At 52.7% G+C, this 12,722-nt stretch carries 11 protein-coding genes and 1 pseudogene; 2 read left to right on the forward strand and 10 right to left on the reverse strand.

The window, feature by feature from the left end:
* From ACR0KW_RS23610 to ACR0KW_RS23625, 4 genes and pseudogenes are all read right to left on the reverse strand, one after another.
* A pseudogene (locus tag ACR0KW_RS23610) lies at nucleotides 1-78 on the reverse strand (IS6 family transposase); the annotation flags it as partial.
* 112 nt (nucleotides 79-190) lie between these two features.
* The gene (locus ACR0KW_RS23615) at nucleotides 191-598 is read right to left on the reverse strand and encodes a hypothetical protein (RefSeq protein ID WP_480807208.1); all 408 of its coding nucleotides are present in this window, start codon (nucleotides 596-598) and stop codon (nucleotides 191-193) included.
* 123 nt (nucleotides 599-721) lie between these two features.
* On the reverse strand, nucleotides 722-2,215 hold the full coding sequence (locus tag ACR0KW_RS23620) for a hypothetical protein (protein WP_480807209.1): 1,494 nt from the start codon (nucleotides 2,213-2,215) through the stop codon (nucleotides 722-724).
* A 244-nt stretch (nucleotides 2,216-2,459) separates the two neighbouring features.
* Nucleotides 2,460-2,792 (reverse strand): hypothetical protein, encoded by a 333-nt coding sequence (locus ACR0KW_RS23625; protein WP_480807218.1) that lies wholly within the window; start codon nucleotides 2,790-2,792, stop codon nucleotides 2,460-2,462.
* Between ACR0KW_RS23625 and ACR0KW_RS23630 the strand changes: the two genes are divergently transcribed.
* Nucleotides 2,682-2,921, forward strand: coding sequence for an HIRAN domain-containing protein (locus ACR0KW_RS23630; protein ID WP_480807217.1), 240 nt, complete (start codon nucleotides 2,682-2,684; stop codon nucleotides 2,919-2,921). The genes ACR0KW_RS23625 and ACR0KW_RS23630 overlap by 111 nt on opposite strands.
* Nucleotides 2,922-3,512: 591 nt before the next feature.
* On the opposite strand, the gene ACR0KW_RS23635 is transcribed toward ACR0KW_RS23630, so the two are convergent.
* Together ACR0KW_RS23635 and ACR0KW_RS23640 are read right to left on the reverse strand one after the other, a co-directional pair.
* Nucleotides 3,513-4,604: an aminomethyl transferase family protein gene (locus ACR0KW_RS23635; protein WP_480807210.1), complete on the reverse strand. Its 1,092-nt coding sequence runs from the start codon at nucleotides 4,602-4,604 to the stop codon at nucleotides 3,513-3,515.
* Between the two features lie 11 nt (nucleotides 4,605-4,615).
* Nucleotides 4,616-6,106: a trimethylamine methyltransferase family protein gene (locus ACR0KW_RS23640; protein WP_480807211.1), complete on the reverse strand. Its 1,491-nt coding sequence runs from the start codon at nucleotides 6,104-6,106 to the stop codon at nucleotides 4,616-4,618.
* 180 nt (nucleotides 6,107-6,286) lie between these two features.
* On the opposite strand from ACR0KW_RS23640, the gene ACR0KW_RS23645 reads away from it, so the two are divergent.
* Nucleotides 6,287-7,159, forward strand: a complete 873-nt coding sequence (locus tag ACR0KW_RS23645) for a LysR substrate-binding domain-containing protein (RefSeq protein ID WP_480807212.1) — start codon at nucleotides 6,287-6,289, stop codon at nucleotides 7,157-7,159.
* Between the two features lie 366 nt (nucleotides 7,160-7,525).
* On the opposite strand, the gene ACR0KW_RS23650 is transcribed toward ACR0KW_RS23645, so the two are convergent.
* The 4 genes from ACR0KW_RS23650 to repA all read right to left on the reverse strand — a co-directional run bounded on the left by ACR0KW_RS23650 (nucleotide 7,526) and on the right by repA (nucleotide 12,177).
* Nucleotides 7,526-8,638: a DUF4172 domain-containing protein gene (locus ACR0KW_RS23650; RefSeq protein ID WP_480807213.1), complete on the reverse strand. Its 1,113-nt coding sequence runs from the start codon at nucleotides 8,636-8,638 to the stop codon at nucleotides 7,526-7,528.
* 153 nt (nucleotides 8,639-8,791) lie between these two features.
* The gene (locus ACR0KW_RS23655; protein WP_480807214.1) at nucleotides 8,792-9,847 is read right to left on the reverse strand and encodes a helix-turn-helix domain-containing protein; all 1,056 of its coding nucleotides are present in this window, start codon (nucleotides 9,845-9,847) and stop codon (nucleotides 8,792-8,794) included.
* Nucleotides 9,848-10,024: 177 nt separating this feature from the next.
* On the reverse strand, nucleotides 10,025-10,993 hold the full coding sequence (gene repB / locus ACR0KW_RS23660) for a plasmid partitioning protein RepB (protein ID WP_480807215.1): 969 nt from the start codon (nucleotides 10,991-10,993) through the stop codon (nucleotides 10,025-10,027).
* Entirely contained in the window at nucleotides 10,993-12,177 is a 1,185-nt protein-coding gene (gene repA / locus ACR0KW_RS23665; RefSeq protein ID WP_480807216.1) for a plasmid partitioning protein RepA, read from the reverse strand. The genes repB and repA overlap by 1 nt, the downstream gene beginning before the upstream one ends.
* Nucleotides 12,178-12,722: the final 545 nt, after the last annotated feature.

Consider the following 12,722-nt stretch of genomic DNA (forward strand, 5'->3'; position numbering starts at 1 on the left):
CACACCGTATCGGACATAGAAAAACACCGCGAACAGGATCACATCCTTCGGATATTGCGCGCCTTTGAAGGAGATCATGAACTGACTTTCGGCTGATTATACCGAAAGTCATTCACCCGCAGTATCTGACCTCGTCAACAGCCAAAAATTTGCAACAGATCCGATGTGAAAACCCTGCCGCAGGCTTCGCTCACCTTTCGTAAAAACTAACCGAACACGCCCCGTTCTGGATTACTGCCATTGGGTCATTACCGGTCGGCTCATTCGGCGGTGTGTCTCCCCCGTAGTGCAGCACTGCTAGCTGGCCGTCACTCAAGACGCGAAAACCTACATATGTCACCGGATCAGCGCCGCAATCCATGAATGCTTCACCTTCGGGATTGACGAGCCTAAAGACGCTCCCCCCATTGCGTACCGGAGCAAGCCCAGCCTTCATTCCTTCTGCATAGGTCAGCCGTTCGGTTTGAACGGTCAATGCACCCCAAAAAAAAGTGGTCTTGCTGTATGGCTGCCATGTGCCGATAAAACTGTCCTCGGCTCGCAGTTGAACTGGCAATAGGACGGTCACTAAAGCTACAAATGTAATTACCCTCGCCATCGGTCAAAATACCTTCTGCAAATACCACCTAACTGTAGCATAATGTCTGCTGCACCGCACCAAACTCACCTCTTAGGGTCAGAATAATTGACGACGATGATTAAACCGACGGAAGAGGTTGGTCTACTCAAGTAGTTGCTTGCACGCTTGATAGCTGGCTTTCCTTAGCTCGTAGAGTTCGGGTGTTTTTGCTTCCCTCAACATGCGTCTGAACTCTGGATAGTTAAACATTGCTTCTTTCTTCAACGTTGCACTTAACCTGTTCCCAATAGCCTTTTCCTCGCAGACGCAAAGCTGCGGCAAATAGGGTTTCAGTGTGCTTGTCTCGTAAATCGCGTCATGCCAGCATGCTTCAGACATGCTGCTGAAATCCTTGCCTGTCGGTTCAGGGCTGGATTCGGAAAGAGATTTTGGGCGATCAAAGTCATTGAACTCTTGTGCTGTTCTACCACCGCCGAGAGCTGCCAGCAGATTCATATCGAACTGCCGAACAGCATTACTGTCACAACCGGACAACGCAATAAACGTACCTGCATCGACGATAGGAGAACGGATCTGGGTCGGCACTTCAAAAATTCCTGAGAAGTCACCGCTCTGGATTCGCCCTAGATGTTCGAGGGCGGCGGTCATGCCTGAAGGATTCGCACTGTAACGTGCGTTGAGTACAAATGGTGCAAAATGTGATCTGACTCGGACCCTGTCAGTTTCAATATGCTGCGACCTAACAACACCAAGACCATTTCTGACTGTAACCAGCGTCTGGTCTTCAAATTCGTGGTAGTCATCAACAAGGAGATGGCTGCATTGTGCTTCAAATGCTGAAACCCAGGCCAACAGTATCCCGTCAAGATCCTGGCCAGAACCACCACCGTTGAAAACACTCTCCATTAGCATCGGATTTTCGAAGTAAACCCAAAAATCGAACCCCTTGTAGACTGTTCCCTTGGTGGTCGCATCAGCGTAAATAGTTCGCTGTTGTGAAACGCGCTCCTGCGCCTTAGCGTCTCGCTTCTTTGCCCTTTCCTGGCTCTCCGATTTCTTTCGTTGTTCCACCACTACCAAAGCATTCGATCTTTTCCCGGCAGTCATGCCACCTGGGGCAATACGTTCTGCGGTTACTTCCGAGGTAAGCCCTCCCGAGCCATCCGGCTTTACATGGATCTTGAAGTTTCCAATTTGAATTGTGGTCAACTTACCGGGGTCTTGTGGTATGCGTGCACCGAAGACCACATGATGCATTTCCACATACAAAATTGTGCCTACGCGTCTAAGCTTATCCACTTCAATTCGGCTTTTTTCGAGGAATTTCGTGTATTCTGTTTCCAAAAATTGCTTGTAGACAGGATCTCCAGCAATCACCAAATAGTCGGCCGGATTGTCGTCGGATCCAGGTATATGAAGGACGACTACTGCAAGGCGCCCATCCCTTTTGTGTGCCTCAGCGACTACCATCTTCGGGTCTGAATAGACCGTATTGAAGAGACGGAGATCGTAATGTTTGAGCTCAGCGGTGACATCTTCTTCGTTTATGTTATCTGCCGCAGTTTCTGGGACATGAAAGCCAAATAGAGAAACTAACGATATCAAAACCAATCGGTAAAAAGATTTTCTAAACATAATGGATCGCTCCCAGTAACAGCTATCAGTCTCGCGGAAAGCTATGATTCTCGCAAATTTGGGGTCACGACGCGTCCTGCGCTTGGCATCTCAGCCAGGGCTCAGATCTCCAATTTTGACTGCCTTGGTCCGTCACAAAATGAATTGGTCCGATTAAGCTGGCAGCGATCAGGTTGGTTAGTACTGTTCGCTACCTCCAAGCCGCTCAGCCATGCCTTCGCCAACTGGGCTCAGCGAACCGCACTTAGAGAAGTAACAGAACCTTATTATTCCCCCAGTCGAAGCGATTATCCTCAATCAATTTAACGCCGCCTAAATCGCCATAGGTGATATTCAAACAAAAACAGAAAACATGCCCCAGTTCATCTCTGTCACCCAATTCAATGAAGATCCGGAAACCACCCGCTGGATGGAGACTGACCTCGCAGGCCTCCAGTTTTATGACTACGACACCACCGACGAGCTGATCGGTGACGTGCGACCGAAATTTAGTGATCGTGTGCAACTCGTGCGCCAGCCTGAGAACAGGCATGACGCCAATGCAATCCAGGTGTGGTGGCGCGATGGCCGTTTTCAACTTGGTCACCTGCCCCGCGAATTGGCGGCCGAACTGGCATCCCGTATGGATGAGGGGATACATCTCCGAAGAAGGCAACGAGAATCCATGGTCGGTTTCAATCGTCTTGGTTCACGAGGACCTCCCTGAGCATTTGTGGGAGCAGCAACTGTCTCACGAGGTCAAGATACTCGATCTTGCGGCCGCTAGATTCTACATAAATCTCGATGGCGACGAGCACTTTCTACAAAAACAGCGAGAGCGCTATGATTTCAGGCGATCCGTCATCAAAAAGGGAGAAAACCGTCGCCAGGATGCAGCTGCTGCGCTTGCCGGCTTACTGATCGAAGATACTGATCTCGAACCCCCTACCCTGCCGCCGGCGCCATCCAGATCGCTCCGCGGGAAAACCTTCAAATGGTGGGACCAGATCCCGGAAGATGTGGGGCTGATGACCAGAACCCAGTGGTCAGAAAAAGGCTTCAAGCTTAAGTCACGCCTCAAGGGCCCATTTACGACGAGAGTCACATGCTGCGTGCGCGAAATTCTAATCAATGGCAGAGGTCTGGTTAGGGCTCAAATGGCTTGTGCAGGCTCACTGCAGAGAACGACTGCATTGAGCCCATTGTTACTTATGCTGCGGAAGTCATGAACGGCTGCTTTGGTGGAGGTTTGATCGAATACAGTCAAATTGTGCAAAGGCGACCGTTGTGGCCGCTCTTTGCGCTCGTCTCCACGGCTTTAGCTATGAGTGCGTGACTTTTCAGGATCATAGATTGGGTTAGCGGCGATTGTCGCTGTCGTCTCTAGTCCTTCGCTCTTAACGCTCAAGGTTGTACCGACGGTCAATCCGGTCTGAACATGGGCCAATGCCAGCGACTTGCCCAGGCGGTGCGAATAGCTGGGGCTGTTGATCAGCCCAACGCTTTCTCCGTTCAAGGACAGCGTTTCGCCACCTTCGACCATGTCCGAATGGTCGATATCGAGGCATACATTGGTGATCTTTTCACTGCCTAGCGCGGCCAATACTGCGGATTTGCCACGAAAGTCAGGCTTGGACTTGCTGATGGTAAAGCCCAGGCCCACCTCCCAAGGGGTGTTGTCCTCGGTCATGTCGTAGCCGTAGAACAAAAGGCCTGCTTCGATCCGCACCTTGTCGAGCGCGGTAAAGGAACAGGGCATGACGCCCGCTGCGACCAGTTTGTCCCAAATGTCGGTGATCACGGACCCATCGGCAAAGATCTCGTACCCGCGTTCGCCTGAATAACCGGTGCGCGAAATGCGACAGGCATGGCCGAACAGCGTCACGGGCGCGTGCTCGAAATAAGCCAGATCGGCCAGGTCGATATCCGCATTTGCGTTTAGGATTTCCAGCGCGGCTGGTCCCTGTACCGACAGATCGTGCAGATCATCGGTAAACTGGACTTCGACATCACGGCTTTCCGCCGATGCCTCGAGCAGCGCCATGGTGTCGCCTGAACCATGCACGATCATCCATTCGTCACTCCCATTGTTCGAAACAATGGCGTCATCCGCGATCCCACCCTGTTCGGTCAGTACGCAGAGATAAGCCGCCTTCCCCGGAGCGAGTTTCGAAAGGTCGCGCGTGGTCAGATGATCCAGCACCTCCTGCGCTTCTGCGCCCCGCACCATCACCTTTTTCAGCGGGGACATGTCGAACATGCCAGCCCGTTCCCGGACCGCGTCATGTTCATCGTTTGGATCGGTGTTGTATGTCCAGGCCGTGCCCATCCCGTTCCAATCCTCAAGCCCCGATCCCAGGGCCGTGTGGCGCGAGGCAAGGGCAGAAGTGCGGCTGAGATCTTCGGTCATGGCGTTCCTTTCTAGTACCATTCGTCCGGCATCGCGGCTTTGCGCTCTGACACGAAGTCTTCGAGTGCAACTGCTAGGCCGGGTTTCATTTCGGGTTGTTGATAGCTGTCCAACATCTGCCGCCATTGTGCGGTGGCGCGTTGATCGGCTCTGAGCGATCCGTTTTCCGACCAGGTTTCGTAAGGGCCTGCGTCGGATATCCGGGGTTCGAAGTTCGCGGTTGTGTAGTGGCGAAGTGTATGGCTGGTGGACAGGAAATTTTGTCCTGGACCTGTTTCGCGATAGGCATCGCGGCCGAAGGATTCGTCGTCGGTGTCAAACCCCTGCAAGAGCTTTAGCATTGCTCCGCAATGGTCGAGATCCAGAATGAATTTTTCATATGACATGACCAATCCGCCTTCGAGCCAGCCTGCCGCATGCCAAACCTGATGCGCACCGGACAAAAGCGTGGACCATAAAGCGCCCGCGCTGTCCTGCATCGCCTGACCGTCCGGCGCGTTGGAAGATGTGATCTGCCCGCCGCCAGAACGCACGGGGACGCCAAGCCGACGGCCCAGTTGAGTCAGCGCCATTGTGGTCATGTTGGCCTCGGGCGAGCCAAAGGTCAGTGCGCCGGTGCGCAGGTTCATGCTGGAATGGAAGGATCCGAACACCACCGGACAGCCAGGTTGGACCAGTTGCGCAAGCGCGATTCCGACCATCGCCTCGGCCAGGGTCTGCGCGGCTACAGCGGCGGGCGAAAGCGGGCCCATCGCCCCAGCAAATATGGCAGGCGAAATACAGACGCATTGGTTCGCTTCAGCATAGATGCGCAAAGCGCGCGTCATGGTATCGTCATAGATCAGTGGCGAATTGACGTTGATGTTCGCCTGCATCACTGCGTTGCGATCCATGAAGTCGCGACCAAAGACCAGCCTTGCCATTTCGATACTGTCACGCGCCCGTTCAGGGGCGGTAACAGACCCCATGAAAGGCTTGGCCGACAGGGTCAGATGCGCCAGCATCATGTCCAGATGCCGTTTGTTCACAGGCACATCCGTCGGTTCAACAACTGTCCCGCCAGAATGGTGAAGCGCTGGCGTGCAATAGGCCAGCTTCACAAAGTTGTGGAAGTCTTTGAGCGTGGCGTATCGCCGACCATTCTTCAGATCACTGACAAAGGGAGAACCATACCCGGGCATCAGCACGACGTTATCGCCCCCAAGCGTCACTGTTCTGGTCGGGTCCCGGCCATGCAACTGGAATTCGCTGGGGGAGGTGGCGCAGAGCTCGCGGGCATGGCCCGGCTCGAACCGCACCCGCTTGCCGTTGATCTTGGCGCCTGCAGCCGCGAGCAACTCCAACGCTGTGGCGTCACCATGAAATTCGACGCCTATTTCGCGCAATATCCAGTCCGCCTGATCTTCGATCCGGGACAAAGCAGCTTCGCTCAGCAAGTTGTACGCAGGTATCTTGCGGCCAGAGAAGATTACGCTTTCCACAGGTGTATTGTGACGCGTCAAGCGCCCTCGACGTGCCTTAGTACGCTGAATGGTTGACGCGCTGCCCGTTATACCTGCGTTCAATTCTCCCAACGTTACATCTCCAACCTTCAAATCTGAATCTTATATTGGGCACGATTGCAGGTCTGAAAATCGAAATTTTCTTTTCATTGTGTTCAAAAAATTTGTACGGCTTTTTTTATGCCCACTCTGTTTCACCATCATGATCTGCTTCGCTTGTTTGCCGAAATCGCCAAGCATTCCAGTTTTTCAGCTTCGGCTGAAGCGCTCAACATGACCAAGGGTGCGATCAGCTATCAGATCAAGACGCTAGAGGTTGATCTTGGGATGTCGCTATTCAAGAGAACGAGCCGGGGGGTTGTCCTGACAGGCGAAGGCCTGAAACTGTTGGCGGCCTGCCAGACCCGATACGAAGAGATCGAAGCCGACATTCAAGAGTTAAAGGGAATGTCCTCTCAAACCTTGACAGTCGGTGTTTCAACCTATTTCGCCGCCCGCTGGCTGTCGCCGCGACTGATGTCTTTCATGCTAAGCTACCCGGACGTGCAACTGCGCATTCAGCCTATGATCCAGTTCTCGGAATACGAAATGCAAGACGTTGATCTTGCGATCAGATGGGGCGATGGCCGTTTCGGGGACGACGTCGCGACACCGTTTTTGCCCCTGCGCTCCTATCCTGTTGGCGGCGCTCACGCGGTTGAGCAGATAGAAAGGCACGGAGTGAAGGCGGCGCTCTCGCACTTTACATTGCTCCGCGATCGTGACGACAGCAACGCATGGTCTTGTTGGCTGGACGTCGCCAACCTTCCGCAACAAACACGAAGAGATGCACTGATCGTGGCTGATCCGAATGTTCGCGTGCAGGCTGTGATTGACGGTCAAGGCATTGCTTTGATGGATGATCTTGTCAAAAGCGAACTGGAGAGCAACAAATTGTACCGCCTTTCGGATGTCGAACTCCCTGACTACGGCTATTTCATTGTCCGCCCGCAACGTTCCACCACCACAGAACCCGCCCAAGTGTTTTCTGATTGGTTGCAATCTCAGGCCTAGGTGGCCGTTCACCAGTCTTTGATGATCGTCCGCATTGTCCGCCCACCTGCCATCCGGCACCGGATTTTGAACGTCCGGAAAGTGCGGTTTTCGACGTGCCGCACATGCGAAAGACTGAAGCTCGCTAAAGGGCAGGAAGCCGCCGTCTGTTGACCAGGCTCTGAAGCAAGTCGACGAGGGTCGAGCAAGTTCCAAAAACGACCCGAGCGCCACTGTGCTTTTGGAAGGATATGCAGAGTTTCTTGCTGAACGTCGCTCGAATATCTTGAAGTTTCTAGAGGCGCAACCAAGGTCCGCTTTTGCAAGTTAAAACAGCTTGCCAGCCTCTTGCAGCGAAAGCCCGCTTTCCGCCGTTCGTGCCGCACGTCAGCCCCCTACCCGGCCCAATTTTAACCAATAGCGTGTGTACCGGCGTTCACCCGTTCGGATCAGAGCCCCCTTCTCTACAAGATCCTGCAGATCCCGGGTCGCCGTGGCGCGGGACGTTCCCGTGATCGAGATATAGTTCTCCGCGCTTAGTCCCCCTTTGAACCCCTCCGGGCCAGCCTTGAACAAACGTGCGATTACTTTGCTTTGCCGGGCGTTGAATTGGTCACGATGCCGGTCAAAGAAATGCGTCTTGGATATAAAGAACCCAACCCGCTCAAGCGTCACCTGCTGTGCTGTAAGAACGGTCTCGGCAAACCAAACAAGCCATGGTGTGACGTCCAGTGTCTTTTGGTGGCTTTCGAGCTGGTCGTAGTAAGCCTTCCGCTCTCGCTCGATCGTGAAAGCAAGGGCGATAAGGCTTGGCTGACCAATGTTCTGCGCCAGGGATTTTTCCGCCAGCGCCCTGCCCAACCGACCATTGCCGTCTTCAAAGGGGTGAATGCTCTCGAAATACAGATGGCTCAATCCTGCCCGGATCAGTGCACGCAATGGTTCGGGACCATCCGGTGCGGTCCGGTTGAACCAGGTCACGAACTGGTCCATTTCAGCCGGAACCTGATGTGAAGGTGGCGCTTCGAAATGCACCGTTGGGCGGTCGAGCCTGCCTGAAACGATTTGCATCGCATCCTCATGGCTCCGGTATGCTCCAATCGTTTCCAGATGCCTGTCATGGGACAGAAGCATGTCATGCCACCGAAACAGGGTGTCGTGTGACAGTGGTCCCGAATAGTTGGAATAAACATCCACCATCATCTCTGAAACACCCTGCTCGCGCGGTTTGGATGGATAGCTGTCGGGAGCCAGTCCAAGATGTCGGCGCAAGGAAGATTGCACGCTGAGACGATCCAGCATCTCACCTTCGATCGCACTGGTCTTCATCGCTTCTTCGCTTAGCAGGTCGATACGCAATTGGTCTCGATCTGATGTGTTCACATGATGAACCGCTCCAAGAACTTCCCCTGAGGACAATAAGAACTGTTGCTCGTATCGTTCGAGTCTTGCGGCGTCGTAACGAAAGGTCGGCCAGTCAGGGTTCTGCCAGTTCCACATCGTGAGGTATAAGCTTCCTTTCTATAGCTCACTATTTATGGTTTCGTGATTTATAAAGGTCAATCCTATTGCTCACCTTTTCAAATTCTTCAACCCGATCATCGATTGGATGTGTAATCTGAAAACGGTAAATCTCATCCAGTTTCCCCAAACTTACGTAGCATTGGAGGTCCGCGAGAGCATTGCTTTTGGAGACAACTCACCCTTTTCGATCTTAGCCAGCAATGAAATTAGGTAAGCCCCTGGAGACTGTATGTTCTCAGCACGTTGAAAGATGTATCCAAGAACAATGAAGCGAATAGCTGGGCCAAACGTTGATTTCGTTGCATACCAGGTTTGGCCAAGCCTTAGATACTCGGCGATATCGTCCATAAGTTGATCACAGTGGTGCTGATCTTTTGCAAAGCGTAGTTCTGAGCATAGCCGTGGAAAACTGCGCTCCATTTGGTCTGGAGAAACTTGAATCTGAGAAAGTTTTTCTTTTTTAACTTCCGGATTCAAAGAGTCCTCTTTGTGCCCCTCAATTTCATCGTCACTGGCCCTCAAATTTTCTGTATCTGTCTGTGTTATCTCGGAGATTTCCACAGAGATTTCTACCAGCAGCTCGCTGAGTACCTTCGCATCTGGTTTGCGACGCAGAGCATTGCGTACGGTGGTCATCAAATCAGAGATCGCGGTGTCATTTGCTAAGAGTTCCCTAAGGCGCGCCAGAGCGGCAGAAACCTTGTCGCGGAGTACGGTGAACTCCAGAACTCGATCAGCATGCCTCTGGGCTTCCTGGATGAACTCAGCGTGTCGTTCTGACAGTGGCATCAAGGAGAGCCCTGTTGCGGTGACCACCCTGCCCTGTCGATCCCGGCGCGCCCATCGCTTGCCGTTTGCGCTCATGATGCGACGAATAAGTCCAAGCTCAACCAGCGTCGAGATATGACGCTCAACTGTCTGCACGCTGACATGAGTTCGTTTGGCGATTACCGCGTTGGACGCGAAGCAGATGTGATGATCATCTTGGTCCGCAGCAATCTGATCACCGCCCACAAAGGAAATCATCGCTCTCAGGACATTGAGAGTTGTGGATTTTAACCCAAGAGGTTCTCTGGCCTCTTCAACGGCGCGAAGAAGTATCCATTTTTTGGGCGTACTACTCCCCTGCCCTGCCGTTCCCGACAAGGTTGCTCCATTTGGAGCCAATGCTGTTAGTGATTTCATGATTATCTATCGGCAGACAAAAATTACCCGTTCGCTCAAGAGCGTTTTTTCTTGTGTGGCGATTCGGGTGCTGCTAGATTCTAGGTGTCTAATCTAAGAATTGCGCTTTGCGCAGCAGCCCTCGAAGCTCCGGTTTCGGGGGTTTTGTTTGTTTGCCTTCCTCCTTTTTGCTCGTCCTCAGTTCTTTTTCTCGGTGTTTACAGCTGTAAACTCAGCGTGTGAGCGCTTGATGATTTCAGCCATGTTTTTGTCCAACCAGCTAGCGAAGCCAGCGTTAGCTCCGGTCCTTTTGACCGAAACAGTAAGTGATCCGTTGGTGGATTTGATTGTAACGCCTTCGATTGGGCTGACTTCGGCTGCACCTTCTCTTTGTCGTGCGCCACGTTTGGCAGCTGCTTTTAGGAGCATTTCCAGCCGATCATCTGACGACATCGATGGCTCAACGGTTGCAAGCAGGTTTGCCGCTTCATCTTCCGCCAGCTTGCCTGCCACGAAGTGTTCTGCAAGCACGGTCCATTTTGGGCGGCCTGATTTTGGGGCCGCGCCGATCATGTCACCAATCTTTGCAGGAACATGCTGCGTAACTTTTGTCAGGTGAGACAGCCCTGATTTCGAAAGGTTCAATACCTGCCGCACCGTTGCAGAGTCATGCCCGGAAGTCAGGATCGCCTCGGCGAAACGTGCTTTTTCGTAGAAGGAAAGATTGCGCCGCGCAGCATTCTCAAGCCCCTTGGCGAGAAGCGCTGAAGCATCGTCGATATCCTGAACATTTGCGCGGACTTTAATACCGAGTTCACGACAGGCTTTGAGCCTCCTCCTCCCATAAATTGCCTCGTATCGACCGTCGGATTTCGATTTTCTGACAAGAATGGGAACTTGCTGGCCACCGTCTTGGATGCTCGACAACAAGCTTTCAAAGCTATCGTCTTCTTCGTCAGTGTTTACAGCTGTAAACTCACCAAGCCTATCGGCTGGGCCCCAATCGTCGATCAGAGCAGGATCAATTTCCCTGATTGCGGCCAGAGAACCCTGAAGCGCACCAAGTGCAGGGGCATTGGGTTTTGGGACTTTATCGATGGCCTTGGGGCTAGAGCGCGCGATGGTGTTTGCGATCCCCGACATCTCCTGAAGCGATTTTCTAGCCATTAGCTGCGTCCCCATGCTTGATGGATCATTTGCTCTACCTCAGAGCCGATCGCATCCATTGAGTTCTTTGCCCGATCATAAGTTGCGCGTGTCATTTCCGACCGCACGACCTCGTAAATTGATTGTTTGAGCATTGTGGCGTCACTGATTGCGGTGCTTTTGAGGGCCGTAGCTGACATAACGCGATCCTGAAACAGTGCTCGCATGAATGAAGCCAGTTGTTGAGACGGTACGTCTGTTGGCTCGTCACGCGTTATCAGGAATTTGAAGTTATCGTATTCGAGCGTAGCGCCGGCATCTTCAATGACTGCCATGTAAGCACCAGCGAGTTCGAGAAATTGAGCCGTCGAAGACACATCCAGCATCGAAGGTGTCAGTGGCACAAGCAATGAACTGGCAGCGGCCATCCCGGCTATTGTCAAGAATCCGAGTTGAGGTGGGCTATCAATCAGAACAAGGTCAAAATCGCCTTCTACCTGGGCCAGGGCATTCCTTATTCTCGTAAAGAACGGATGGTCCGGGTTGGAGTGAACGGCAGATTCTGTCTCAAATTCGGAAAGAACAAGCCGTGACGGTGCCACAGACAGACCGGGGAAGTATGTTGGAAGCACAACGTCCGCCATATCTACCGGATCTTCATATCGAATGGCATCGTAAATCGTCAGCCCGTCAAACTCTATTTCCGGGCTGATGCCGCACATGGATGTAAGCGAGCCTTGTGGATCCAGGTCAACGGCCAGTACACGGTAACCGCGAAGCGCAAAATAATGAGCCAGGTGAATTGTTGTGGTGCTCTTGCTGCTGCCACCTTTGAAGTTCATCAACTGCCAGACTTGGAGTTTCTCTCCTTCAGTCCGACGAGGGATATAGCGCCCTTTTTTGCGAGATGTTTTCTCAAGCGTTTCGCGAGCCTCCCAAAGCTCATGGGCGGTATAGTAACGTCGACCGCTGCGCACGTCTTTTGGTTCAGGAATCGTTCCTTCTGCGTGGACCTTACGCATGAATTGACCTGAGACACCTAAGAGTTCGGCCGCTTCTGGAGCTGCAAAGTTGCGTAGTGATTTGGTGTTGTCAGGGGCAAATGCCGCAAGAAGATGTTCCCGGATAGCCGAGTTTAATCTCTCAGAAATTTCCGTGGCGAGAGCCGATGGTCGTTCTGCCACAAGTGGTGTCACGGGAATCATGTAGTTGCCTCAAATTAAAGAATGTGGTCATTTTTGCGCCACTTGAGACAAACAGCCGTGATTCATTGTCCTAAGTCAAGGATTTTCGCTTATATTGTGGGTTCTACAAAGCTGCAAACTACATACGCTTTGCATCAGAGCAAAGTGGTTTACAACTGTAAACCTTGTTGAAGCGGTTCTCGGGCTTTAATAGCCGATGAAGTTCTACCGTGCAAAAAAGTAGGCACACGCACAAAACTCTTCTGAATGCTCCGCCTCGAGTTGAGCATTTCATAGCGAGCAGTTGGCACAAAAGAGTAGCGGCTTGCGCACCAAGACAAGTAATGGGGAAGGGCAGGGGGCCAATTTAGCTGATTGGGTATTTCTTCACCCCAACAAGTCCGCTGCCGGGTTTTCCGCGATATCGATGTCATCGTAATATTTCTGCGCCTGTGCCATGGAACGGTGCAGCGAGAGGCGCATGGCGGCCTGGATCGGGGCGCCGTCGAGGGCGGCCTGGGTCAGGAACCCGGACCGCAGCCCGTGCGGCGAGGCGAAGCCTTCGG

It is taken from the genome of Ruegeria sp. CG11 (genome assembly GCF_056537245.1).

Excerpts from the sequence above, each read along its gene's own strand:
- ACR0KW_RS23650 (WP_480807213.1), bottom strand. The coding sequence starts at position 8,638 with ATGTGGAACTGGCAGAACCCTGACTGGCCGACCTTTCGTTACGACGCC.
- ACR0KW_RS23635 (WP_480807210.1), bottom strand. The coding sequence starts at position 4,604 with ATGACCGAAGATCTCAGCCGCACTTCTGCCCTTGCCTCGCGCCACACG.
- repA (WP_480807216.1), bottom strand. The coding sequence starts at position 12,177 with ATGATTCCCGTGACACCACTTGTGGCAGAACGACCATCGGCTCTCGCC.
- repB (WP_480807215.1), bottom strand. The coding sequence starts at position 10,993 with ATGGCTAGAAAATCGCTTCAGGAGATGTCGGGGATCGCAAACACCATC.
- ACR0KW_RS23620 (WP_480807209.1), bottom strand. The coding sequence starts at position 2,215 with ATGTTTAGAAAATCTTTTTACCGATTGGTTTTGATATCGTTAGTTTCT.
- ACR0KW_RS23615 (WP_480807208.1), bottom strand. The coding sequence starts at position 598 with ATGGCGAGGGTAATTACATTTGTAGCTTTAGTGACCGTCCTATTGCCA.
- ACR0KW_RS23645 (WP_480807212.1), top strand. The coding sequence starts at position 6,287 with ATGCCCACTCTGTTTCACCATCATGATCTGCTTCGCTTGTTTGCCGAA.
- ACR0KW_RS23655 (WP_480807214.1), bottom strand. The coding sequence starts at position 9,847 with ATGAAATCACTAACAGCATTGGCTCCAAATGGAGCAACCTTGTCGGGA.